The 21,954-nt window shown below is 65.0% G+C and carries 22 protein-coding genes; 13 read left to right on the top strand and 9 right to left on the bottom strand.

Going from position 1 to position 21,954, the window contains the following annotated elements; all coding sequences use genetic code 11:
* Positions 1 to 5: 5 nt before the first annotated feature.
* Entirely contained in the window at positions 6 to 611 is a 606-nt protein-coding gene (gene coaE / locus MI302_RS05490) for a dephospho-CoA kinase (RefSeq protein WP_015716849.1), read from the bottom strand.
* Between coaE and MI302_RS05485 the strand changes: the two genes are divergently transcribed.
* Both MI302_RS05485 and amrB read left to right on the top strand, forming a co-directional pair.
* On the top strand, positions 591 to 1,886 hold the full coding sequence (locus tag MI302_RS05485) for an HDIG domain-containing metalloprotein (RefSeq protein ID WP_015716848.1): 1,296 nt from the start codon (positions 591 to 593) through the stop codon (positions 1,884 to 1,886). The two genes, coaE and MI302_RS05485, sit on opposite strands and share 21 nt — an antisense overlap.
* On the top strand, positions 1,864 to 2,994 hold the full coding sequence (gene amrB / locus MI302_RS05480) for an AmmeMemoRadiSam system protein B (RefSeq protein ID WP_172959928.1): 1,131 nt from the start codon (positions 1,864 to 1,866) through the stop codon (positions 2,992 to 2,994). The genes MI302_RS05485 and amrB overlap by 23 nt, the downstream gene beginning before the upstream one ends.
* A gap of 113 nt (positions 2,995 to 3,107) precedes the next feature.
* On the opposite strand, the gene rnr is transcribed toward amrB, so the two are convergent.
* From rnr to aroE, 8 genes are read right to left on the bottom strand one after another with little or no spacing between them, the layout of a single operon-like run.
* A complete protein-coding gene (gene rnr / locus MI302_RS05475) occupies positions 3,108 to 5,357 on the bottom strand; it encodes a ribonuclease R (RefSeq protein ID WP_126188082.1) in 2,250 nt (749 codons plus the stop codon).
* Position 5,358: 1 nt separating this feature from the next.
* Complete coding sequence (locus tag MI302_RS05470) at positions 5,359 to 6,603, bottom strand: aspartate aminotransferase family protein (RefSeq protein ID WP_126188081.1); 1,245 nt, start codon at positions 6,601 to 6,603, stop codon at positions 5,359 to 5,361.
* Between the two features lie 10 nt (positions 6,604 to 6,613).
* The gene (locus MI302_RS05465) at positions 6,614 to 7,012 is read right to left on the bottom strand and encodes a thioesterase family protein (protein ID WP_239726423.1); all 399 of its coding nucleotides are present in this window, start codon (positions 7,010 to 7,012) and stop codon (positions 6,614 to 6,616) included.
* Positions 6,991 to 7,278 (bottom strand): ribosome-binding factor A, encoded by a 288-nt coding sequence (locus MI302_RS05460; protein ID WP_239726422.1) that lies wholly within the window; start codon positions 7,276 to 7,278, stop codon positions 6,991 to 6,993. Before MI302_RS05460 ends, MI302_RS05465 begins: the two co-directional genes overlap by 22 nt.
* Before the next feature lie 10 nt (positions 7,279 to 7,288).
* Positions 7,289 to 8,590 (bottom strand): phosphoglucosamine mutase, encoded by a 1,302-nt coding sequence (gene glmM / locus MI302_RS05455; protein WP_015716842.1) that lies wholly within the window; start codon positions 8,588 to 8,590, stop codon positions 7,289 to 7,291.
* A gap of 24 nt (positions 8,591 to 8,614) precedes the next feature.
* On the bottom strand, positions 8,615 to 11,116 hold the full coding sequence (gene polA, locus MI302_RS05450; RefSeq protein WP_239726502.1) for a DNA polymerase I: 2,502 nt from the start codon (positions 11,114 to 11,116) through the stop codon (positions 8,615 to 8,617).
* A gap of 6 nt (positions 11,117 to 11,122) precedes the next feature.
* Positions 11,123 to 11,701 (bottom strand): YigZ family protein, encoded by a 579-nt coding sequence (locus MI302_RS05445; RefSeq protein WP_239726421.1) that lies wholly within the window; start codon positions 11,699 to 11,701, stop codon positions 11,123 to 11,125.
* A complete protein-coding gene (gene aroE / locus MI302_RS05440; RefSeq protein ID WP_126209546.1) occupies positions 11,702 to 12,496 on the bottom strand; it encodes a shikimate dehydrogenase in 795 nt (264 codons plus the stop codon).
* 46 nt (positions 12,497 to 12,542) lie between these two features.
* Here aroE and MI302_RS05435 point away from each other — a divergent pair, with 46 nt between their 5' ends.
* The 11 genes from MI302_RS05435 (at position 12,543) to MI302_RS05385 (ending at position 21,949) form a co-directional block, all read left to right on the top strand.
* A complete protein-coding gene (locus MI302_RS05435; RefSeq protein ID WP_126217026.1) occupies positions 12,543 to 13,811 on the top strand; it encodes a nodulation protein NfeD in 1,269 nt (422 codons plus the stop codon).
* Between the two features lies 1 nt (position 13,812).
* Entirely contained in the window at positions 13,813 to 14,790 is a 978-nt protein-coding gene (gene floA, locus MI302_RS05430) for a flotillin-like protein FloA (RefSeq protein ID WP_026328903.1), read from the top strand.
* Complete coding sequence (locus tag MI302_RS05425) at positions 14,787 to 15,191, top strand: hypothetical protein (RefSeq protein WP_239726420.1); 405 nt, start codon at positions 14,787 to 14,789, stop codon at positions 15,189 to 15,191. Before floA ends, MI302_RS05425 begins: the two co-directional genes overlap by 4 nt.
* A complete protein-coding gene (locus MI302_RS05420; RefSeq protein ID WP_015716835.1) occupies positions 15,155 to 16,150 on the top strand; it encodes a PhoH family protein in 996 nt (331 codons plus the stop codon). The genes MI302_RS05425 and MI302_RS05420 overlap by 37 nt, the downstream gene beginning before the upstream one ends.
* Positions 16,128 to 16,547, top strand: a complete 420-nt coding sequence (gene ybeY / locus MI302_RS05415) for an rRNA maturation RNase YbeY (protein ID WP_126187132.1) — start codon at positions 16,128 to 16,130, stop codon at positions 16,545 to 16,547. The genes MI302_RS05420 and ybeY overlap by 23 nt, the downstream gene beginning before the upstream one ends.
* The gene (locus tag MI302_RS05410; RefSeq protein ID WP_038030087.1) at positions 16,502 to 16,900 is read left to right on the top strand and encodes a diacylglycerol kinase family protein; all 399 of its coding nucleotides are present in this window, start codon (positions 16,502 to 16,504) and stop codon (positions 16,898 to 16,900) included. Before ybeY ends, MI302_RS05410 begins: the two co-directional genes overlap by 46 nt.
* A gap of 4 nt (positions 16,901 to 16,904) precedes the next feature.
* On the top strand, positions 16,905 to 17,267 hold the full coding sequence (locus MI302_RS05405) for a hypothetical protein (RefSeq protein ID WP_015716832.1): 363 nt from the start codon (positions 16,905 to 16,907) through the stop codon (positions 17,265 to 17,267).
* Between the two features lie 63 nt (positions 17,268 to 17,330).
* Positions 17,331 to 17,801: a GreA/GreB family elongation factor gene (locus MI302_RS05400; RefSeq protein WP_015716831.1), complete on the top strand. Its 471-nt coding sequence runs from the start codon at positions 17,331 to 17,333 to the stop codon at positions 17,799 to 17,801.
* Positions 17,802 to 17,803: 2 nt separating this feature from the next.
* Entirely contained in the window at positions 17,804 to 19,279 is a 1,476-nt protein-coding gene (lysS, locus tag MI302_RS05395; RefSeq protein ID WP_239726419.1) for a lysine--tRNA ligase, read from the top strand.
* Positions 19,280 to 20,146: a cation diffusion facilitator family transporter gene (locus MI302_RS05390; protein ID WP_239726418.1), complete on the top strand. Its 867-nt coding sequence runs from the start codon at positions 19,280 to 19,282 to the stop codon at positions 20,144 to 20,146. It begins immediately after the preceding gene.
* Positions 20,147 to 20,293: 147 nt separating this feature from the next.
* Entirely contained in the window at positions 20,294 to 21,949 is a 1,656-nt protein-coding gene (locus MI302_RS05385; protein ID WP_239726417.1) for a methylmalonyl-CoA mutase, read from the top strand.
* The last annotated feature ends 5 nt before the right edge of the window (positions 21,950 to 21,954 follow it).

Here is a 21,954-nt window from a genome sequence, read left to right as displayed (position 1 = left end):
GCCCTTTAGCTTATCCCAAAACGCTCCTGGATCCGGGCCAGGATCTCCCTCAGCCCCTCCTTCAGCTCCTTAAGCCCTCCTCGGTTCTCCAAAACCCAGGTGGCCCGCTTCCTCTTCTCCTCCTCGGGCATCTGGGCCCTTTCCCGGGCCAGGACCTCCTCCGGCGAAAGCCCCGAGCGCGCCACCACCCGCCTCACCCGCTCCTCCACAGGAGCCGCCACCAAAAGGGTTCCATCCAGATGGGCCTCCCACCCCTTCTCAAAAAGCAGGGGGATTTCCAGGAAGATCAAGGGGGCTTTGATGCGGGCCAGCTCCTCGGCCAAAAGCCTTCGCACCTCTGGGTGGAGGAGGTCCTCGAGGGCCTTAAGCCTTTCCGGGTCGGAAAAGACCAGCTGGGCCAGCGCCCTCCGGTCCAGCTCCCCGCCCGCAAAGGCCTCCGGGAAAAGCCGCCTAAGCTCCGCCTTCTTGTTCTCCCTGGCCCGTGCCGCCAGCTCATCCAGGTCCAAGACCGGGTAGCCCCAGGACCTTAGGAGGGCGGCCACCGTGCTCTTGCCGCTTCCGATGTTCCCGGTGATGCCGATAATGATGGGGTGCTTCGCCCGATCGCCCATAGAGACTTCCCCTTTTATACCCCCAAGGGGGCCATCCCCGTGGGGGGTGCCCTAAGGGACCTCCTTCTCGGGAGGAGGCCGCAGGACCTGGACTTCGTGGCGGAGGACCCCAGGAAGGCGGCACAGGATGCCCAAAGCCACCTGGGGGGCACCCTGTTCCCCTTGGACGAGGAGCGGGGCCAGTACCGCCTGGTCACAGGGGGCCTCGTCCTGGACTTCTCCCCCCTGGAGGGAAGCCTGGAGGAAGACCTCCTCAAGCGGGACTTCCGCCTTAACGCTCTTTTCTGGAGGCAAAACCGCATCCTCGGCATCCGCGGGGCGGACGAGGATCTGAACCGGAGGGTGCTGGTTCCCGTACGGGAGGCCAATCTTTACGAGGACCATCTCCGAAGCCTCCGCGCGGTGCGCCTGGCTGCCAGCCTGGGCCTTGGCCTGCCCGGGGAAACCCGAAACGCCCTTTCCCACCATGCCCGCTTCCTCCAGGCTCACCTCGAGGCCCTTCCCGCCCGGGAACGGGTGAAGGAGGAACTGAGCCGGCTCCTCCTCTCCCCCAGGGCGGCCTGGGGCTTTCACCTGCTGGAGCGCACGGGCCTTTTGGACGTCTACCTTCCCGAGCTCCGCCTCCTGGTGGGTCTTAAGCAGGGGGGCGTCCACCATCTGGATGGCTGGCAGCACACCCTCTCCGTGCTTTTCCACCTGGCCTGGCTTTGGCCCGAGGCCCCCTTGGAGGCCCGGCTGGCCGCCCTTTACCACGACGTGGGCAAGCCCCTGACCCGTCGCTTTGACCCGGAAGCGGGCCGCTTCCGCTTCCTCGGCCATGCGGAGGTAGGGGCCGAGCTGACGGGAGCTTCCCTGGAATGGCTACGGTTCCCAAAGGAAACGGTGGAGAGGGCCAAGGCCCTGGTGGGACGGCACATGGACCGCCCCCCTGAGGGGAAACAGGCCCTTCGCCGCTTCTACTTCCGCCGCCACCACCTCCTTCCCGCCCTTCCCTACCTCATGGCAGCAGACCGCCTGGGCACGAAAGGCGTGGAAAAGGAAGCCTGGGAGGTACTGGAGGCCTACTGGGAAACCCTCTCCGAGCCCCTCCCCGAACGCCCCCTCCTCTCCGGGGAGGAGGTGATGGCCCTTCTGGACCTCAAGCCCGGTCCCCAGGTGGGAAGAGCCCTGGAGGCCCTCCTTCTGGCCCAGGCGGAGGGAAGGGTGCGCACCCGGGAAGAGGCCAGGGCTTTTCTCCTATATTGGAAGGGCGATGGAACGAATACGCCTGCGTGAGCCCCAGATCACCCCGGTGGAAGGGGGCTTTCTCCTCAGCGACCCCTACGGGATCTTCCCCAAGCCCGTGGCCCTTACGGAAGGGGGGCTTTTTCTCGTCTCTCTGATGGAGGGAAAAACCCTGGAAGAAGTACAGGAAGAGGTCTTCAAGGCCCATGGGGTTCTGGTGCCCAGGCAGGAGCTGGAGGACCTGCTCAAGGCCCTGGAGGAGGCGGGGCTCGTGCTTACGGAAACCGTGGAAAGGCGCCTAAGGGAGGAGGAGGAAAGCCTAAGGAAAGAGCGCCCCATGCGCCTGGCTGGGCTTTCCTACCCCCAAGGGGAAAGGGAGGCCCGGGCCTTCCTCGAGGCCTTCCGGGCCAGCTTCCCGGGGCCAAGGCCTCAAGGGAGCCCCTCCATCCTCCTGCTTCCCCACCTGGAGCCGAGCCGGGTGCCCGAGGCCTACGGAGCCGCCCTGGCTGCCTTGGAAGGAACCCCAGAGCCACAGCGGATCTACCTGGTGGGGGTGGCCCACCGGCCCCTCAAGGAGAAGGCCGCCGGCCTTCCCGTTCCCTTCCAGACCCCCTTTGGCCCTGCGGAGCCCGACCTTGCGGCCCTGCAGGCCCTGGACGCCCTCCTGCCCTACGAGCTTTTCAACACCCCCTTGGCCTTCCGGGAGGAACATAGCCTGGAGCTTCCCCTCTTCTTCCTCAAGGGGGTTTTCCCCAAAAGCAAGGTCCTTCCCCTTTTGGTGGGCCGGCGAAGCCCCGAGCTAGGGGAGGCCTTGAAGGTGGTCCGCAAGGACTACCCGGGCCTTTTGGTCCTGGCGGTGGATCTTTCCCACGTGGGACCCCGGTTCGGGGACCCACCCCTTTCCCGTACCCTGGCGGCGGAGGCCCGGAGGCGGGACCTGGGCTTTCTGGAAAGGCTGGCTCAGGGAGAGCCGGAAGCCGCCCTGGCCGTTTTGGGAGGGAATCCCACCCGCGTGGACGCCGTGGAGGTGGTGGCAAGCCTCAGCCCCCTCCTCACCGGCCGGAGGGGCCAGGTCCTGGCCTACCGCCTGGACCTCGAGGCCCCCACCCTCTCCGCCGTGGGGGCCGGCACCCTGGTCTTCCCCACCCTTCCCGGCTAAACCCCAGGCGATGGGGCCTCATGCCCTCTCTCCCCGGATCGTACCCCACGGCCACCCAAGGCGAGGGCCGAAGGGCTTTGCCGGGTCCCGGGCGAAGCCAGGGTGGGGCGGTATCAGCGGCGCCTACGCCGCCTCTTGGCCCTGGTGTCCACCGGGCGGTGCATCCCGGCCTTTTCCTCCCTGGGAGCCCACTCACCGAAGTAAACGGTGTTCACCGTGGCCCGCTCGGGACGGGTGTCCCGGGCCTTGTCCTTTGGGGGTCCAACCACCTTGCGCATATCCACCTCCTTGCCTTGGCCTTTTTGGGTCTTGGACTTGGACCTCGCGGAGGCTTCCTCCACGTAGGGGACCAGGTCCACCTGCCTCAGCCTGGGGTTGGCAGAGGCGATGACCACCTCCATCTCGTCCCCCAGGCGGATCCTCTTGCCCTTGGGACCCAGAAGGGCCAGAGCCTCCTCGCTGTAGGTGTAAGGGCCCAGGGCCTCGAGGCGCACCAAGCCCTCCACCCCGTTTTTCAGGGTGACGAAGGCGCCAAAGCTGGCCACCCCGGTCACCTTGCCCACGAACCGCTCCCCTAGGTGAAGCTCCGCCCACTTGGCCATGTAGTACTTGGTGAGTTCCCGCTCCGCCGCCTCCGCCTTCCTTTCCATCTCCGAGGCGTGCTCGGCGATGGCGGGAAAGGTTTCCTGCCAGCGGACCTTCTTGGCTGGGGTAAGGCTCCGCCGAAGGATGGCCTTGAGCACCCGGTGCACCACCAGGTCCGGATAGCGGCGGATGGGGCTCGTGAAGTGCAGGTAGTGCTCCATGGCCAGCCCGAAATGCCCGAGGTTCTCCGCAGCGTACCGAGCCAAACGCAACGAGCGCAGGACCAGGTTGGCCACCACGGGCTCCTCCGGCCGGCCCTTGGCCTCGAGGAGAACCCGTTGCAGGGCCTTGGAGGAAAGCTTCTCCGGCAGGGTATACCCCAGCCGGGCCAAAGCCGTGCGGAGCTTCCCGTAGGCTTCCTCCAAGGGCTCCTCGTGTACCCGAAAGAGCCCGGGAAGCCCTTTGTTCACCAGGTGCTCGGCCACCACCCGGTTGGCCAGGAGCATGAGTTCCTCGATAAGGCTTCTCGCCCTGGGCTCCTCCTGGGGGATGAGGTGGAGGGTGCCGTCTTCCACCTCCACCTTCACCTCGGGGAAGGAAAAGTCCAGGGACCCCGCCTCGAGGCGCTTTTGTCTGAGCCGTTGGGTAAGGTCCAGGAGGAGGTTTAGATCCTCGGCCAAAAAGGCGTGCTCCTCGGGCAGGCCAAAGCCCTCGGCGAAGGCCTCCACCTCCGTGTAGGTCATCCGGGCCACACTCCGGATAACTCCCTCGGCAAAGCGCACCCGCTTCACCTTCAGGTCCTCATCCAGCTCCACCAGGACGGAGAGGACCAGCCGGTCCTCGTGAGGCTTCAGGGAGCACACCCCGTTGGAAAGCCTCTCGGGGAGCATGGGCAGAACCCGCCCCGGCAGGTAGACGCTGGTTCCCCTTAGGAAGGCCTCCTGGTCCAGGGCCCTACCCTCTTTGACGTAGTGGGAAACGTCGGCGATGTGCACCCCGATGCGATACCCTTTGGGAAGGCGCTCCACGTGGATGGCGTCGTCAAAGTCCTTGGCGTCCACCCCGTCGATGGTGAAGACCCGAAGGTGGCGGAAGTCCTGGCGGCGGGCTAGCTCCGCCTCGGGGATCTCCAGGGGAATGGCCTCCGCCTCCCGCAAGACCTCCTCCGGGAACTCGGCCCTCAGGCCGTATTTAGCAATCACCGCCTGGGTTTCCGTTTCCGGGGCGTCCCCTTCCCCCAGGTATTCCAAGAACTCCCCGTAGGGGCGCTGGTCGTAGTGGACCTTCACCACGATGCGGCTTCCCCGCTTGAGGCCATGGAGGCCCTCAGGGATTAGCCTGAGTTCCGGCAAGCCCGGTTCGTCGGGGATGAGGACGGCATACCCCTTGCGGAAATCCAGAGTACCCACCACCCGTTCCCGGGCCCGCTTGAGAATCCGCTCCACCACCCCCCAGGGCCTACCATCCCGCCCAGGAGGCATGATGCGGGCCTCCACCAGATCCTCGGGCCAGGCATCCTGGGTGTAGCCGGGCGGGATGAAGAGGTCCTTTTCGGGAAGGCGCACGAAGCCATACCCATCCCTGTGGAGGCTGATGGGTCCCTGCACCCGGGCGGGGAGGAAGTACTGGCTTCCCTTCTTCTCCAACAACCCTTCCCGCACCAGGGCCTTAAGGTAGGCCTTGGCCTCTCGCTTTTCCAGCCCAAAGCGCCTGAGAATCTCCTCCAAGCGGTGGGGCCTGCCGGTCTTTTTGAAAAACTCCAGTAAGGTTTCCCGCATTCTAACCCAAGAGGCCTTCCAGGGCCTTCTTCGTAGCCTTAAGGCTTTCTGAGAAGGCCGAAAGGGCCTCGTCCACGTGCTCCTTGCCAATGATGAGGGGAGGCTCGAGGCGCACCACCTTGGGGTTGTTGAGCCCGAAGGCGGTGATCACCCCCCTTTCCGCCAGCTCCGCCACCACCAAGGCGCCGATGTCGGCATCGGTGAACTCCACGCCCAGCATCAGGCCTCGGCCCCGCACGTCCTCTATAAGGCGAGGATACTGGGCCTTAAGCTCCTTGAGCCCCGCCATCAGGTAGCTCCCCATCTCCAGGGCCCTTTGCGGCAGGTTCTCCTCCAGGGTGACCTCGATGGCCGCCAGGGCCGCCGCCGCCGCCAGGGGGTTACCGCCAAAGGTGGAGGAGTGGAAGAGGGGGTTTTGCTTGAAGATCTCAAAGACCTCCCTCCGGCCCACACAGGCCCCGATGGGCATCACCCCGCCCCCCAAGGCCTTGGCCAGGGTCATGAGGTCGGGAGCCACCTCCTCCCAGTCCACCCCAAAGAGCTTTCCCGTGCGCCCGAGGCCGGTCTGCACCTCATCGGCGATCATGAGGACGCCCTTTTCCCGGGTAATCTCCCGCACCCCCTTCAGGTAGCCATCCGGGGGCACCCGGATTCCCCCTTCCCCCTGGATGGGCTCCACGATCACCGCGGCGGTTTCCTCATCTATGGCCCCTTCCAGGGCCTCGAGGTCCCCATAGGGCACCGCCTTCACCCCGGGAAGAAGGGGCTTGGCCAGATCCTGATACTCGGGCTTGGGGGTAAGGGAGAGGGCCCCCATGGTCTTGCCGTGGAATCCCCCGTGGGTGGTAACGATGCCCGGCTTCCCCGTATAGGCCCGGGCCAGCTTGATGGCGGCCTCCACCGCCTCCGCCCCGGAGTTGCCGAAGAAGACCATTTCCAGGCCTTCGGGCGTTATCTCCGCCAGCTTGGCCGCAAGCCTCGCCGTGGGCTCGGAAACCAGGACCCGCACGGACATGGGCATGCGCTCAAGCTGGGCCTTGACGGCCTCCACCACCTTGGGGTGGCGGTGGCCCAGGTTCAGGGTGCCGTAGAGGCCCAAAAAGTCCAGGTAGCGCTTGCCCGTGGTGTCCCAGACGTAGGGACCTTCGGCATGGGACTCGATCCGGTCCAGACCGGTGAAGCGAAGCAACCCTGCCAAGCCGGGATTGATGTGCCGCTCAAAAAGCGTAAAAGGGTCATGGCTCATGCCCACAATGCTATCCTAAGTGTAGCACACTCAAGGCTTGGTAGAGGTCTTCCGGAATGCGGCCAGCCTTCTCCCCCACCTGGCATAGATGCCGGGTAAAGCCCTCCGCCAAGAGCGTCCCCTCCCGCTCCACCCGGTAGCGAAAGAGAAGATCCCGCCGAGAAAGGTGGGCCAGGCGGGTTCGCACCAGAACCTCCTCCCCAAAGCGGGCCGGGACACGGAAGGTCAGGCCCAGCTCCACCACGGGGAAGAACACCCCCCGGGCCTCCACCCGGTGGTAGGGCAGGCCTGCCTTTTCCAAAAACTCCACCCGGGCCGCCTCCAGGTACACCGCATAGACGGAGTGGTGGACCACCCCCATCTGGTCGGTTTCCGCATAACGCACCTTTATGCGGGTCTCGCTCTCCACGGCACGAACTCCAGATGAGGCAGGTGGCGTAGGCGCACCCTGCGGGCGATCTCGGAAAGGAGCCTTCTCTCCGCGTGGCTTAAGGCCAGAAGGGCTTTCTCCTCGTCGCTGAAGGCCTCCACGTACACCGTGAGCACCCGGCCATCGGGGGACAGGCGCACCGCCTCCACGGTAAGGAGGAAAAGCCTGGGGTCTTCCAGGCCCCCGATGGCCTCAGCCAGCGCCCGCTTAAGGCGCTCCTCGAGGTGGGCCCTTCCGTAACTCACCACCCTCAGATTACTCCCGGTCCAGGCGGGAAACCAAATCGGCAAGCTTCCTCGCCACCTCCTCCGCCCCTTCCTTGGCCTCCACCATAACCCTCACCACCGGCTCGGTCCCCGAGGGACGCACGTTCACCCGGCCAAGGCCCCCAAGCCTCCCTTCCGCCTCCTCCACCGCCTCCATCAGCCGGGGGTGGGCCATGATCCTGTTCTTGTCGGAAACCCGTACGTTCAAGAGCACCTGGGGGTACATGGGCAACGCCTCGTACCAATCCGCAAGATCCCCTCCCAGGGCCTTTAGGGCCTTGAGGGTGAGGAGGGCGGTGAGAAGGCCATCCCCCGTGGTGTGGTGCTTGAGGAAGATCACATGCCCCGAGGGTTCCCCGCCCAAGAAAAGCCCTTTTTCCTTCATCATCTCCAAAACGTACCGGTCCCCCACCGCCGCCCGGTGGAAGGCCAGCCCCTTCTCCTTCAGGGCCACCTCCAGGCCCATGTTGCTCATCACCGTTCCCACCACCCCCTTTTCCTGAAAGGCTAAGGCGGTGAGGTAGAGGATATGATCCCCGTGAAAAAGCCGTCCTTTTCGGTCTATGAACTGCACCCTATCCCCATCCCCATCAAAGGCGATGCCCAGGTCCAGATCCAGCTCCACCACAAAGCGGGCCAGGGCTTCGGGATGCGTGGAACCGCAGGCCTTGTTGATGTTCCGGCCATCCGGGGTGTTGAAGAAGGCCATCACCTCGGCCCCTGCCCGCTGGAAGAGCCTGGGTCCCAGGCGGTAGGTGGCCCCGTGGGCTAGGTCCAGGCCGATCCTTAGGCCCGAAAGGTCGGGAGCATGGGCCAGAAGAAAGTCCAGGTACATCCTCTCCGCCTCCCGAAAATCCCCCACGGTACCGATGCCCCGCGTGGGATGCTCCTCCTCCAGGAGGGCTTCGATCTCCTCCTCCGCGGGGTCGGGAAGCTTCTCGCCCTCGGGCCCGAAAAACTTGATACCGTTGTCCTGGTAAGGGTTGTGGCTGGCGGAGATCATGGCCCCGGCGCTGGCCTTAAGGTGCCGCGTGAGATAGGCCACCCCCGGGGTGGGGAGCACCCCCAGGTGCTCCACCCTGACCCCCTGGCTCATAAGCCCCGCCGCCAAGGCGGCCTCCAGAAGATCGCTGGATTCCCGGGTATCCTTGGCCAGGAGGACCACAGGCCTGGGGCTCGCCTTGCGAAGATAGGCCCCCGCCGCCTGGCCAAGCTTAAGGACAAACCCGGGGGTAAGGGGGTGCTTGCCCGCCTCCCCCCGCACCCCGTCGGTGCCGAAGTAACGCCTCATGGGAACGACTATACCCCACGACCCCTAGGCCTTGGCGGAAAGCCAGTCCTCCCCGATGCCCACTTCCACCTCCAAGGGCACCTTCAGGGGCCACACCTCCTCCATGATCCGCTTGGCCTCCTGGGCGACTTCCTCCGCTTGCTCCTTGGGAGCCTCGAGGACCAGTTCGTCGTGCACCTGCAAAAGCATCCTGGCCCCCAGCTCCTGAAGCCTGGGAAAGAGCTTCACCATGGCCAGTTTCATCAAATCCGCGGCGGTCCCCTGGACCGGCATGTTGAAGGCCATGCGCTCCGCTGCCTCCCGGATGCTCTTCACCCGGGAAGCCAAGTCGGGCACGTAGCGCCGGCGGCCAAAGAGGGTTTCCACATAGCCCCGTTCCCGTCCTTCCGCCAGGGTTTTCTCAATCCAGGCCCGCACCTTGGGGTAGCTCTGGAAATACCGCTCGATGAAGGTCACCGCCTCCTCGTAGGGGATGGCCAGCTCTCCCGAAAGCCGGTGGGCGGACATGCCGTAGAGGACGCCGAAGTTGATGGTCTTGGCCGCCCGGCGCATCAGGGAATCCACGGCCTCTGGGGGCACGCCGAACATCCAGCTGGCCGTCTGGGTGTGGATGTCCTGGCCCTCCTGGAAGACCCGGATTAGGTTCTCGTCCCCGGAAAGGTGCGCCAGGACCCTGAGCTCAATCTGGCTGTAGTCCAAAACCACCAGCCTCCACCCCTCCTCGGCCACGAAGGCCCGGCGGATCCGCTGGCCCAAAGGGGTGCGCACGGGGATATTTTGCAGGTTGGGATCCGAGCTGCTAAGCCTCCCCGTGGCGGTGGCCGTCTGGTTGAAACGGGTGTGGAGGCGGTTCGTCTTGGGGTGGACCAGGGCAGGCAAGGGATCGATGTAGGTTCCCTTGAGCTTGGAAAGCTCCCGGTACTGAAGGATGCGGTCCACGATGGGATGAGCCTCCCGCAAGGCCTCCAAAACGGCGGCGCTGGTGGAGCGCTTGCCCGTCTTCTTCGTCTTGCCGATGGCGGGAAGCCCAAGCTCGTCAAAGAGGACCCTTTCCAGCTGGTCCCGGGAGTTCAGGTTGAAAGGATGCCCGGCCAGGCGGTGGACCTCCTCCTCGAGGCGCCTGAGCTCCGCCTCCACCTCCAGGGAAAGGGCCTTCAAGTAGGCCACATCCAACCGTACCCCCGTGGCCTCCATGTGGGCCAGGACCCGCGAAAGGGGCTTTTCCACCTCCTCGTAAAGCCAAAGAAGCCTCTCCTCCCCCTTAAGCCGCTCCAGGAGGGCGGCGTAAAGCCTTTCGGAAAGCAACGCCCTTTCCCCCGCCTCCTCGGTCCACTCCCCCCCGTAGCGCCGGGCTACCCCTTCGGGGGCGGCGTTGGAAGGATCCAGGAGGTAGGCGAGGAGCATGGGGTCGTCGCCCGGTGCCAGGGCAATCCCTTCCCTCAGGGCCAGCACCGCCAGGTCCTTGGCCAAAAGCCCCCTCACCTCCCCAAGCCCCCGCAAGGCCTCCAAGGGATCCTCCGCCCGGTAAACCCTTCCCTCCCAGGCGGCGGCCAAGGCGTTAAGCTCCGCCCACATGGGCTCGGGGCGGGAAAGAACGTACCCCACGAAGGCTCCCTCGGGGGGCGGCCAGGGAGCTTCCTCCGCCGCCACCGGGCTTTCCAACAGGCCGAACTCGTGGAGGAGGCTTCCGAACTCCAGCCTCTCCAAAAAGGCCTTAAGCCCCTCCCGGTCCGGCTCCCGGCGCCGGGCGAAGTCCACCTGAAGGGGCAAGTCCGTGCGCACCCGGGATAGCTCCAGGGATAGCTTGAGGTCCTCCATGTGGCTAAGGATCTTCTCCCGCACGGAGGCAGGTTTCACCTGTTCCAGGTGCTTAAGAAGGTTTTCCAGGCTTCCCCACTCCCGGATCAGCTTGGCCGCCGTCTTCTCCCCGATGCCCTTCACGCCGGGGATGTTGTCGGAAGGGTCCCCGGCCAAGGCCCGGTAGTCCACCCACTGGGAAGGCTTAAGCCCATACTTCTCCCAAAGCCACTCCGGGGTGATCAGGTAACCCTCCGGGTGAAGAATGGAGATTCGCTCCGAAAGAAGCTGGTAAAGGTCCCGGTCCGCGGTGAGGATGCGCACCTCGTAGCCTTCCTTTTCCGCCTTTTTGGCCAGGGTAGCCAGGACGTCATCCGCCTCAAAGCCCGGCACCTCGAGGCGCTCCAGGCCCAAAAGGTCCACCAGCTCCTTGATAAGGGCAAGCTGCCGGGGAAAGTCCTCCGGGGTAGGGGCCCGCCCCGCCTTGTAGGCCTCGTAGGTCTGGTGGCGGAAGGAGGGGGCCTTGGCGTCAAACACCACGATCACCACATCCCCGTCTTCCCTTAGCGCCTTCAAAAGGCTCTTGGCAAACCCGTACACCGCCTGGACCGGCTCCCCGCGGCTGGTGGTGAGGCCCTTCAGGGCAAAAAAGGTACGGTAGGCCAAGTGGTGGCCGTCCACCAGAAGCACCCGGCCCTTGGGCTCAAAGAGGGGCAGCATCGCCCTTATGCTACCCTAGCCTTCCCAGCGCACCTGTCCCCGGGTGAGGTCCCTGAGCTCCTGCCAAAAAGCCTCCCTTTCCTCTGCGGGAAGCTTGAGGTGAAACCGCACCCCCTCCGCCAGGTACTCCTCCAAAGCCGTCCAGGAGCGGGAGGCTAAAAGCCTGTGCACCCGGCCCATCTGGGGAAAAGGGACCACAAACCGCACCTCCTCCCACTCCCTCAAGGGCACCTTGGAAGCCTGCCTCAGGGCCTCCGCAGCCACCCCCCCGTAGGCCCGGACAAGCCCCCCGGCCCCCAGCTTGATCCCACCGAAATAGCGCACCACCAAAACCACCACCCTATCCAGCCCTTGGGCCTCAATGGCGTGGAGGATGGGCTTACCCGCCGTGCCCGTGGGCTCGCCGTCGTCAAAGAAGCGGTAGAGGTTGCCCAGCTTGTAGGCGTAGCAGTTGTGGGTGGCCTGGGGTTCCCGCTGGGCTTCCAGAAAGGCCAAGGCTTCCTCCTCCGAGGCCACCGGGGCCGCCTTGGCGATGAAGCGGCTTTTCTGAATGGTCTCCTCGTGAACCACCGGGGCCGCCAGAGTGTAGGCCATTCACTCCCCCTCCAAGGCCTGGCGGGCCGCCTCCTCCATGCCCCTGGGGTCCGGGAGAAGGCCGGTCCAGATGCGGAAGGCCAAGGCTCCCTGCCAGGCCAGCATGGGAAGCCCAGTCTGCACCTGAAGGCCCCTTTCCCTGGCCTCCCTTAACAACCGGGTCCAGAGGGGACGGTAGACCAGGTCCACCACAGCCCCCTCCTTGGGGAAAAACTCAGCCGGCAAGGGAGTAGCCCCTGGGTCCTTAAGCCCCACGCTGGTGGCGTTCACCAGGAGTCTGGCCTCCTGGGCTCGTTCCAAGGGAACCGCCTTCAGCCCAAACTCCTCCGCCAGGGCCAAGGCCCTTTCCCAGGTGCGGTTCCAGATCCAGACCGTAAGGCCCGCCTCCCTCAAGGCCCAGGCCACCGCCCGCCCCGCCCCCCCGGCCCCCAGGATCAAGGCAGGGCCCATGAGGGGGATCCCCCCGGCCTTCAGGGCCTGCAAAAACCCAGGGGCATCGGTGTTGAAGCCGAGAAGCCTGCCCTCCACGGAAAGCACCGTGTTCACCGCACCAATGGCCTGGGCTTCCGGGGAAACCCAATCCAAAAGGGGCAAGGCCGCCTCCTTAAGGGGGATGGTCAGGTTCACGCCCCGGTATTCCCGGCGCACCTCCTCCAGGTGGTCCTTCAGGACCTCGAGGGGGGTTTCCAAGGCCTCGTAGCTTCCCTCGAGGCCCAGGGAGCTCAAGGCGTACCGGTGCATGGCCGGGGACAGGGAGTGGGCGATGGGACTGCCCAACACCGCCAGGCGCAGCACAGCTCTCAGGATACCGCGCCACACTTTCCCGCCCAAGCCATATAGAATGAAGGCGGTGAAAAGGCTCTTGGCTTTTTGCTTCCTTCTTTCCCTGGCCCTGGGGAAAACCTACCTCATCCCCATCCAGGGGGAGATTGACCCCGCCTTGGCGGTCTTTGTGGAGCAGGCCCTGACCCGCGCCGAACGGGAAGGGGCGAGTGGCGTGGTCCTCCTCATCGACACCCCAGGGGGCCGGGTGGACGCCGCCATCCGCATCTCCGACCGGATCCTGCAAACCCCCCTTCCCACCCTGGCGGTGGTGCAGAACGCCTTTTCCGCCGGGGCCCTGATCGCCCTTTCCTGCCGCCAGATCGCCATGCTGCCGGGCTCGGAGATCGGGGCAGCCCTGCCGGTGGTGGCTCTTCCCCTGCAGCAGCCCCAGGCGGCGGACCAGAAGATCATCTCCGCCCTTAAGGGCAAGTTCCGCGCGGTGGCCGAGGCCCGGGGAAGGCCGGTGGAGCTGGCGGAGGCCATGGTGGACCCCCAGGTGGAGATCCCTGGCCTCTCCGCCAAAGGAGAGCCCCTCACCCTCTCCGCCGACAAGGCGGTGGAGCTCAAGGTGGCGGACTTTAAGGCAGGAAGCCTCTCCGAGGCCCTGCGCCAGGCAGGGTACAGCCTGGAAACGGAAAGGCTTGAGCCTGGCCCTAGGGTGCAGGTGGCCCGGTTCCTCACCAGCTCCACCGTGGCGGGGCTTCTCCTGGCCCTTGGGCTTCTTCTTCTCCTCCTCGAGCTCTTCACCCCGGGCTTTGGGGTCATGGGAACCTTGGGCCTGGCGTTTTTAGCCCTTTACTTTGCCGGGGGGTGGCTCGCCGGGCTTTCCGGGGCCTTCGAGCTGGTTCTCTTCTTCCTGGGGGTGGCCCTCCTCCTGGCCGAGGCCTTCCTCTTCCCCGGGTTTGGCATCGCTGGGGCCTTGGGCGTGGGATCCATATTGGCCTCTGTGTACTTCACCTTCGGGGAGAACGCCCTCATGGTCATCGCCATTGCGGTGATCGCTTTGGGCCTTGGCCTTCTCGTGGTCTTTCGCTTCCTACCCAGGACCCGTCCGGCAAGGGCTTTGGTGCTGGAAAGTACCATTTCCGAACACGCCACCGGGGACGAGGTGGAGGTGGGCGCCATCGGCGTGGCCCTCACCGACCTGAGGCCTGGCGGGGTGGCCCGCTTCGGCAACAAGCGCATCGATGTGGTGGCCAACCGGGGTTTCCTGCCCAAGGGCACCACCCTTAGGGTGGTGGAGGTCAGGGGACCCACGGTGGTGGTGGAAGCCTTGGAGGAATGATATGGAAGGACTCGGCGTGCTCTTTCTGGCCTTTTTTGTTCTCATCCTCGTTTTTCTTTTCTTCAGCTTCATCCCGGTAGGCCTCTGGATCTCCGCCTGGGCCGCAGGGGTCAGGGTGCCCTTGATCACCCTGGTGGCCATGCGCCTGAGGCGGGTTCCCCCGGCCAAGATCATCTACCCCCTCATCAAGGCCACCAAGGCGGGGCTGGATGTCCGCCTGGACCGCCTCGAGGCCCACTACCTGGCCGGGGGCAATGTGGACCGGGTGGTGGATGCCCTGATCGCCGCCGACAAGGCAGGCATCAAGCTCACCTTTGACCGGGCCGCAGCCATCGACCTGGCGGGGCGGGATGTGCTGGAAGCGGTGCGGGTTTCCGTGAACCCCAAGGTGATCCAGACCCCCATGGTGGCCGCGGTGGCCAAGGATGGGATCCAGCTTCTGGCTACGGCCCGGGTAACGGTTAGGGCCAACATCGACCGCCTGGTGGGCGGGGCCGGGGAGGAAACCATCATCGCCCGGGTGGGGGAAGGCATTGTGACCACCATCGGCAGCGCCAACTCCCACAAGGAAGTCCTGGAAAACCCGGATCGCATCAGCAAAACCGTGCTGGAAAAGGGCCTGGACGCCGGCACCGCCTTTGAGATCCTCTCCGTGGACATCGCCGACGTGGACGTGGGCAAGAACATCGGGGCCCAGCTTCAGATCGACCAGGCGGAGGCCGACAAGAAAATCGCCCAGGCCAAGGCGGAGGAGCGCCGGGCCATGGCGGTGGCCGCCGAGCAGGAGAACCGGGCCCTGGTGGAGGCCATGCGGGCCAAGCTGGTGGAGGCCCAGGCCCAGGTGCCCCTGGCCCTGGCGGAGGCCTTGCGCACGGGAAGGCTTGGGGTCATGGACTACTACCGCCTGAAAAACATCGAGGCCGACACCGACATGCGGGAGTCCATCAGCCGGGCCGCCAAGCCCGAGGGTGAGGAATGAGCCTAGACGACCTTCTGGGTCTCCTTTTCCTGCTCTTCTTCATCGTCATCCCGGCCCTGCAGGGCCTAAGCCGCCGGGGCCAGCCTCCCCCCATTCCCCCGGGGTTTCCCGAGGACCTGCCCCTACCGGAACCCCTACCCCGCCCCAAGCCCAAGGCCCGGCCCAAGCCCAAGGTCCCGCCGCCCCCGTCCCTTCCCGCACCCAAGAAACCGGAGGCGGAGAGTTTAGAACGGCCCTCTAGCCCCGAACGGCAACCTCTGGAAGTGCGGTTCCGCGAGGTATCCTCGCCGGAGGAAGAGCGAAGGAAGCGCCCGCGGAAACGGCTGCTCACCACCGACGGCGAAAGCATCCTAAAAGGGGTGATATGGCACGAAATCCTGAAGAAGCCCAAAGGTTGGTGATCCCCCTAAAACCCGAGGAAACCCTGGCCTTTTTAGGGCAGGCAGACCGAAACCTGAAGAAGCTCCGTTCCCTTTTCCGGGAGGCCTTCGGCGACCGGCTCAAGCTCATCATGCGGGGCAACCAGGTGGAGCTGGAGGGCGACCCGGAAGCGGTGGGGGTGGCCGAGCGGGCCGTGCGGGACCTTTTGGCCCTCCTCAGGCAAGGAGCGGAGCTGGACCAGCCCACCCTGGAACAATCCGTGGCCCTGGCCCTGCAAGGCGAGGGCCTGTACCAGGCCACCACCCCAGAAACCGAGCTTGCGCTACCGGGCCGTCTCAGGCCCAAAACCCCAGGGCAAAGGCGGTACGTGGAGGCCATCGCCCACCATGACATTACCTTCGGGGTGGGTCCTGCGGGAACCGGCAAGACCTATTTGGCGGTGGCCATGGCGGTGAGCCACCTCCGGGCCAAAAGGGTTAAGCGCATCATCCTCACCCGGCCGGCGGTGGAAGCAGGGGAAAAGCTGGGGTTTTTGCCAGGGGACATCCAGGCCAAGGTGGACCCTTATCTCCGCCCCCTTTACGATGCCCTCTTTGACATGATCGACGCCGAGCGCTTTGAGCAGTACCTGCAGTCCGGGATCATCGAGGTGGCCCCCCTGGCCTTCATGCGGGGCCGCACCCTCAACGATGCCTTCATCATCCTGGACGAGGCCCAAAACACCACCCCGGAGCAGATGAAGATGTTCCTCACCCGCATGGGCTTCTCCTCCAAGATGGTCATCACCGGGGACATCACCCAGATCGACCTGCCCAAGCACCAAAAGTCGGGGCTGGTGGAGGCCATCCGCATCCTCAAGGGCATTGAGGGCATCGCCTTCGTGTACTTCAAGGAGTCTGACGTGGTGCGCCATCCCCTGGTGGCCCGCATCATCAAGGCCTACGAGGAAGCCGAGCGTGGTGGAGATCGTAGCCAATAAGCGTCCGCCAAGGGGCCTCATCCCCAGGCTCCGCCGGGCCCTTTCCGCCCTGATGGAGGAACTGGGCGTGGGGGACAAGGCCGTCACGGTCATCCTCACCGGGGACCGCAGGATCAGGGTCCTAAAGCGGGAGTGGTGGGGGGAGGATGAGGCCACGGATGTCCTTTCCTTTCCCCACTACGAACCCGGCGATCCCTTTGTACCCCCCCACCTGGGCGATATCTGGATCAGCCTGGACACCGCAAGGAGGCAAGCCGAGGAAAGGAAAATCCCCTTGGAGGAAGAGGTGCTGGTCCTGGCGGCCCACGGGCTATGGCATCTTCTCGGCCACGACCACCAAAAGGAGGAGGATTGGGGGGGCTTCCGCCACGTCCAAGAGAGGATCCTCGCCCTCTAAAGGGCGTTTGGCGCTCCCTGGGCTATGCCTGGGAGGGGGTTCTCTACGCCTGGCGGGTGCAGCGGAACTTCCGCCTCGAGGCCTACTTGGCCCTTCTGGCCCTCGGGCTTGCCCTCTGGCTGGAGGTCAATCCGGTGCCGGTGTTGCTCGTTAGCGCCCTGGTGCTTTCCCTGGAACTCATGAACACCGCCCTCGAGGCCCTGGCCGACCTGGTGAGCCCGGTATTCCATCCCCTGGTCAAGCGGGCCAAGGACACGGCGGCAGCGGCGGTGCTTTTGGCGAGCTTCTTCGCCCTCCTGGTGGGCCTTTACCTCCTCTTGCCTCCCCTCCTCGGGCGGTTTGGGCTAAGCTAAGCGTATGGACCACGAGGAAAGGGAGATGATCCTGGAGATCTTTCCAGGCACTCCCCCCGAGCTTCTCCCCATTGGGGAGATTCTTTATTATCGCGACGAGGAAGGCCGGGTGATCATCCAGGAAAAGGGGCCCCCGGAGCTCCGCCTGACCCTGGAGCCCCTGCCCGGAACCCTGGGAAGCCCTCAGGTGTGCGAGGCCTGCCACCGCCATCTTTCGGGAAGCGCCTTGGGCTTCTTCCGCCACCCGGTGGGCGGAAGGGAAACCCACCTCCGCTACCTGGTCCTCTGCCTGGACACGGCAGCCTGCGCCAGCCATGCGGAGCCCGAGCGTTTGAGGGAAATCCTCCTTCGCGGTATACTCACCTGAGAAGGAGGCCCTTGGGCCAAGGAGGTCGGCTTTGGCCGACCTTCATGACTTACGAGGTGAGCTATGGCGCGCGAGGTAAAGCTAACCAAAGCCGGTTACGAGCGGCTCATGCAGCAACTTCTGCAGGAAAGGGAACGCCTGCAAGAGGCCACCCGCATCCTGCAGGAGCTCATGGAGTCCTCCGACGACTACGACGATTCGGGGCTGGAGGCGGCCAAACAGGAGAAGGCCCGCATCGAGGCCCGGATCGACAGCCTCGAGGACATCCTCTCCCGGGCGGTGATCATAGAAGGGGCCACCACCGAGGTCATCGGCCTGGGCTCGGTGGTGGAGCTGGAAGACCCCGTCACCGGCGAGCGCCTGGAGGTGCAGGTGGTCTCCCCCGCCGAGGCCAGCGTCCTGGAAACCCCCATGAAGATCTCCGATGCCTCCCCCATGGGCAAAGCCCTCCTGGGCCACCGGGAGGGGGATGTGCTCAGCCTGGATACCCCCAAGGGCAAGAAGGAGTTCCGGGTGGTCTCGGTGCGCGGCTAAACATGAACGAGCAGACTCGGCAACGCTTACTCAACCTGGAAGCCCTGGTGGAGGCGGGTTTTCAACCCTACCCCTACCGGTATCCCAAAACCCACAGCGCAAAGGAAATCCTATCCGCCAAGGAGGGGGCTCCCCCGGAAAGCGAGTGGGAGGAAGAGGTGGCCCTGGCCGGGCGCATCGTGGCCTTGAGGCGCATGGGGAAGGTCACCTTTGCCCACCTCCTGGACGAAAGCGGCAAGATCCAGCTCTATTTTCAAAAGGACCTCACCCCAAGCTACGAGCTTTTGAAGAAGCTGGACGTGGGGGACATCCTAGGGGTCAAGGGCACGGTCTTCACCACCAAGACCGGGGAGGTCACGGTGAAGGTCCTCTCCTGGACCCCCCTGGTGAAAAGCCTCCACCCCCTCCCCGACAAGTGGCACGGGATCAAGGACAAGGAGGTGCGCTACCGGAAGCGCTACCTGGACCTCATCGTCAACCCCGAGGTGCGGGAGGTCTTTCGGCGGCGCACCGCCATGGTGCGCTACATCCGTCGCTTCTTTGAGGAGCGGGGGTTTTTGGAGGTGGAAACCCCCATCCTCCAGGCCACCACCGGTGGGGCGGAGGCCAGGCCCTTCAAGACCTATCACAACGCCCTGGACCACGAGTTTTACCTAAGGATCTCCCTGGAGCTTTACCTGAAGCGCCTTCTCGTGGGCGGGTTTGAGAAGGTCTTCGAGATCGGGCGGAACTTCCGCAACGAGGGCATCGACCACAACCACAACCCCGAGTTCACCATGCTGGAGGCCTACTGGGCCTACGCCGACTACCAGGACATGGCCAAGCTGGTGGAGGAACTCCTTTCCGGCCTGGTCCTCCACCTCTTCGGCAGCTACCAGGTCCCCTACCAGGGGCGGGTGCTGGACTTTACCCCGCCCTTTAGACGCATCTCCTTCGTGGAGGCCTTGAAGGAAAAGGCCGGCCTGCCCTTTGACCCCTTGGACCTGGAAAGGCTTAGGATCTTTGCCGACGCCCACCACCCCGAGCTCGCCCAGGTTCCCAGTTACAAGCTTCTGGACAAGCTTTTTGGCATCTACGTGGAGCCCGAACTCCAGAACCCCACCTTCGTCTTCGACTTCCCCCTGGCCATCAGCCCCTTAGCCAAGCGGCATCGGGAAAAGCCCGGGCTCACGGAGCGCTGGGACCTCTATGCGGGCGGGATGGAGCTCGCCCCCGCCTACTCCGAGCTCAACGACCCCCTGGACCAGAGGGAACGCTTTTTGGAGCAGGCCAGGCGCAGACGGGAAGGGGACGAGGAGGCCCCCGAGCCCGACGAGGACTTCCTGTTGGCCCTGGAGTACGGCATGCCCCCGGCGGCGGGGCTTGGCCTCGGCTTGGACCGCCTGGCCATGATCCTCACCGACCAGCCCTCCTTGAGGGACGTCCTCCTCTTCCCCTTGCTCAAGCCCAAGCGGGAGCTGGTGGAGGAAGGAGCCTAGGTGGCGGAAAGGGCTGCCCGCCTCAGCCTCCTGGTGGCCCTGTGGGTCCTGGGGCTCAAGAGCTTGGCCTACCTCCTCACCGGCTCGGTGGCCCTTCTCTCCGATGCCCTCGAGTCCACGGTGAACGTGGCCGCGACGCTTTTGGCCCTCTTCGCCATCCGCTTCGCCCAGCGTCCTCCCGACGAAACCCACCCCTTCGGCCACAGCAAGGCCGAATACTTCTCCGCGGTGCTGGAGGGAGTCCTGGTGGTGCTGGCCGCCTTTCTCACCGCCAAGGAATCCATCCCCCGCCTCCTTCATCCCAGGCCCCTAGGGGACCTGGGACCGGGCCTCCTGGTCAGCCTCTTGGCCTCCCTGATCAACGGCCTTCTCGCCTGGCACCTCCTCCGCCAGGGGAGGCGCCTGCGCTCCCCCGCCCTCACCGCCGACGGCTACCACGTGCTTTCCGACGTGCTCACCTCCGTGGGGGTTCTCGCCGGGGTAAGCCTTGCGTGGGCCACGGGGTTATGGGTGCTGGATCCCTTGCTGGCCCTTTTGGTGGCGGGGAACATCCTCCTCATGGGCTTCCGCCTGGTGCGCCAGTCCGTGGGAGGGCTTATGGATGAGGGGCTCTCCCCGGCGGAGGTGAGCCGGATCCGAAAAACCATCGCCGAGGCCTTGGGGGGAAGGGCCCTCGAGGTCCACGACCTCAAAACCCGCAAGGCGGGAAACCGGGCCTTTTTGGAGTTCCACCTGGTGGTGCCGGGGTCCATGACCGTGGAGGAAGCCCACCGGCTCTGCGACGAGCTGGAAAGGGCTTTGGAGGAAAGTTTCCCCGGGCTTGCCGTCACCATCCACGTGGAGCCGGAAAGCGAGCGGAAGCGCTAAAGGATAGGGCTGCCCCCTGGCCACTCGAGAAGGTAGCTTCAGAAAGGTGCTGCCGACAGGCTGGCTTCTCTCCGCCGGCGAAGGAGTCTTCTAACGCTCTTTTCCCTGAGCGTATAAAAGCGTAGAATATGGCCCAAGGGAGGACCCATGCGCAAGAAGCACGACTGGCTCAGGGAAACCTACCAGAAGAGCTTGGAGAAGATGCCCGAGAGGCCTGTGGCCCACCGCACCCTTTCGGACATCGCCCCAGAACCCCTCTACACCCACGAGGACATCGGGGTCCTGGACCCGGAGTACGAGGAAAAGCGGGGCTACCCCGGGGAGTACCCCTACACCCGCGGGGTCTACGGCTCCATGTACCGGTCCAAGCTCTGGACCATGCGCATGTTCGCCGGCTTCGGCACCGCCGAGCAGACCAACGAGCGGTTCAAGAAACTCTTAAAGGCGGGCCAGACAGGCCTCAGCGTGGCCTTTGACCTGCCCACCCTCATGGGCTACGACTCCGATCACCCCCTTTCCAAGGGGGAGGTGGGCAAGTGCGGGGTGGCGGTCTCCAGCCTGGCGGACATGGAGATCCTCTTCGAGGGGATCAACCTCGAGGAGGTCACCACCTCCATGACCATCAACAGCCCCGCCAACGCCATCTGGGCCATGTACCTGGCGGTGGCCAAAAAGAAGGGGTACGACTGGAAGAAGCTTGGGGGCACCATCCAAAACGACATCCTTAAGGAGTTCATCGCCCAGAAGGAGTTCATCTTCCCCCCCGAACCCAGCGTGAAACTGGTCATCGACACCTTTGAGTGGGGGCCCAAGAACGTCCCCAAGTGGAACTTCATCTCCGTTTCCGGCTACCACATCCGGGAAGCGGGTTCCACCGCCGTGCAGGAGCTGGCCTGGACCCTGGCCGACGGGTTTGAGTACGTGGAGGCCGCCCTGAAGCGGGGCCTGGACATCGACGAGTTCGCCCCCAGGATCAGCTTCTTCTTCGACGTCCACAACGACTTCTTTGAGGAGATCGCCAAGTTCCGCGCCGCCCGGCGCATCTGGGCCAAGGAGATGCGCCACCGCTACGGGGCCAAGAACCCCCAAAGCTGGATGCTCCGCACCCATGCCCAGACCGCCGGGGTTTCCCTCACCGCCCAGCAACCCCTCAACAACATCGCCCGGGTGGCCATCCAGGCCCTGGCTGCCGTTTTGGGGGGTACCAACAGCCTTCACACCGACGCCTACGACGAAGCCCTGGCCCTGCCCACGGAGGAATCCGCCACCATCGCCCTCAGGACCCAGCAGATCATCGCCTACGAAAGCGGGGTCACCCACACCATCGACCCCCTGGCGGGGAGCTACTACGTGGAGTGGCTCACCGACGAGATGGAGCGCCAGGCCATGGCCATCATCGAGGAGATCCGGCGCATGGGGGGCGTGGTGCGGGCCATCGAGGAAGGCTACTTCCTGCGGGAGCTGGCCGAGGCCAGCTACCGCTACCAGCAGGAGGTGGAGCGTAAGGAGAGGATCATCGTGGGGGTCAACGCCTTCACCGACGAGATCCCCCTGAAGGTCCCCATCCAGCTGGTGGACCCCGAGGTGGAGCGGGTCCAGGCGGAGCGCCTGGCCCGGGTGCGCCGGGAACGGGACCCCAAGCGGGTGGAGGAGGCCCTTGCGGGCCTAAGGCGGGCTGCGGTGGAAGGGCAGAACACCATGCCCCACTTCGTGGAGTGCGCCCTGGCCTACTGCACCCTGGGGGAGATGATGGACGTCTTGCGGGAGGTCTACGGCACCTACCAGGAGCCAGCTTACGTTTAGGATTA

It is taken from the genome of Thermus sp. NEB1569, from assembly GCF_022385295.1.
Classification (GTDB): domain Bacteria; phylum Deinococcota; class Deinococci; order Deinococcales; family Thermaceae; genus Thermus; species Thermus scotoductus.
This window is presented reverse-complemented; position numbering and strand designations above follow the sequence as displayed.

Excerpts from the sequence above, each read along its gene's own strand:
- coaE (WP_015716849.1), bottom strand. The coding sequence starts at position 611 with ATGGGCGATCGGGCGAAGCACCCCATCATTATCGGCATCACCGGGAAC.
- amrB (WP_172959928.1), top strand. The coding sequence starts at position 1,864 with ATGGAACGAATACGCCTGCGTGAGCCCCAGATCACCCCGGTGGAAGGG.
- rnr (WP_126188082.1), bottom strand. The coding sequence starts at position 5,357 with ATGCGGGAAACCTTACTGGAGTTTTTCAAAAAGACCGGCAGGCCCCAC.
- MI302_RS05470 (WP_126188081.1), bottom strand. The coding sequence starts at position 6,603 with ATGAGCCATGACCCTTTTACGCTTTTTGAGCGGCACATCAATCCCGGC.
- glmM (WP_015716842.1), bottom strand. The coding sequence starts at position 8,590 with ATGAGGCGTTACTTCGGCACCGACGGGGTGCGGGGGGAGGCGGGCAAG.
- MI302_RS05445 (WP_239726421.1), bottom strand. The coding sequence starts at position 11,701 with ATGGCCTACACTCTGGCGGCCCCGGTGGTTCACGAGGAGACCATTCAG.
- MI302_RS05435 (WP_126217026.1), top strand. The coding sequence starts at position 12,543 with ATGAAGGCGGTGAAAAGGCTCTTGGCTTTTTGCTTCCTTCTTTCCCTG.
- floA (WP_026328903.1), top strand. The coding sequence starts at position 13,813 with ATGGAAGGACTCGGCGTGCTCTTTCTGGCCTTTTTTGTTCTCATCCTC.
- MI302_RS05425 (WP_239726420.1), top strand. The coding sequence starts at position 14,787 with ATGAGCCTAGACGACCTTCTGGGTCTCCTTTTCCTGCTCTTCTTCATC.
- MI302_RS05420 (WP_015716835.1), top strand. The coding sequence starts at position 15,155 with ATGGCACGAAATCCTGAAGAAGCCCAAAGGTTGGTGATCCCCCTAAAA.
- MI302_RS05405 (WP_015716832.1), top strand. The coding sequence starts at position 16,905 with ATGGACCACGAGGAAAGGGAGATGATCCTGGAGATCTTTCCAGGCACT.
- MI302_RS05400 (WP_015716831.1), top strand. The coding sequence starts at position 17,331 with ATGGCGCGCGAGGTAAAGCTAACCAAAGCCGGTTACGAGCGGCTCATG.
- lysS (WP_239726419.1), top strand. The coding sequence starts at position 17,804 with ATGAACGAGCAGACTCGGCAACGCTTACTCAACCTGGAAGCCCTGGTG.
- MI302_RS05385 (WP_239726417.1), top strand. The coding sequence starts at position 20,294 with ATGCGCAAGAAGCACGACTGGCTCAGGGAAACCTACCAGAAGAGCTTG.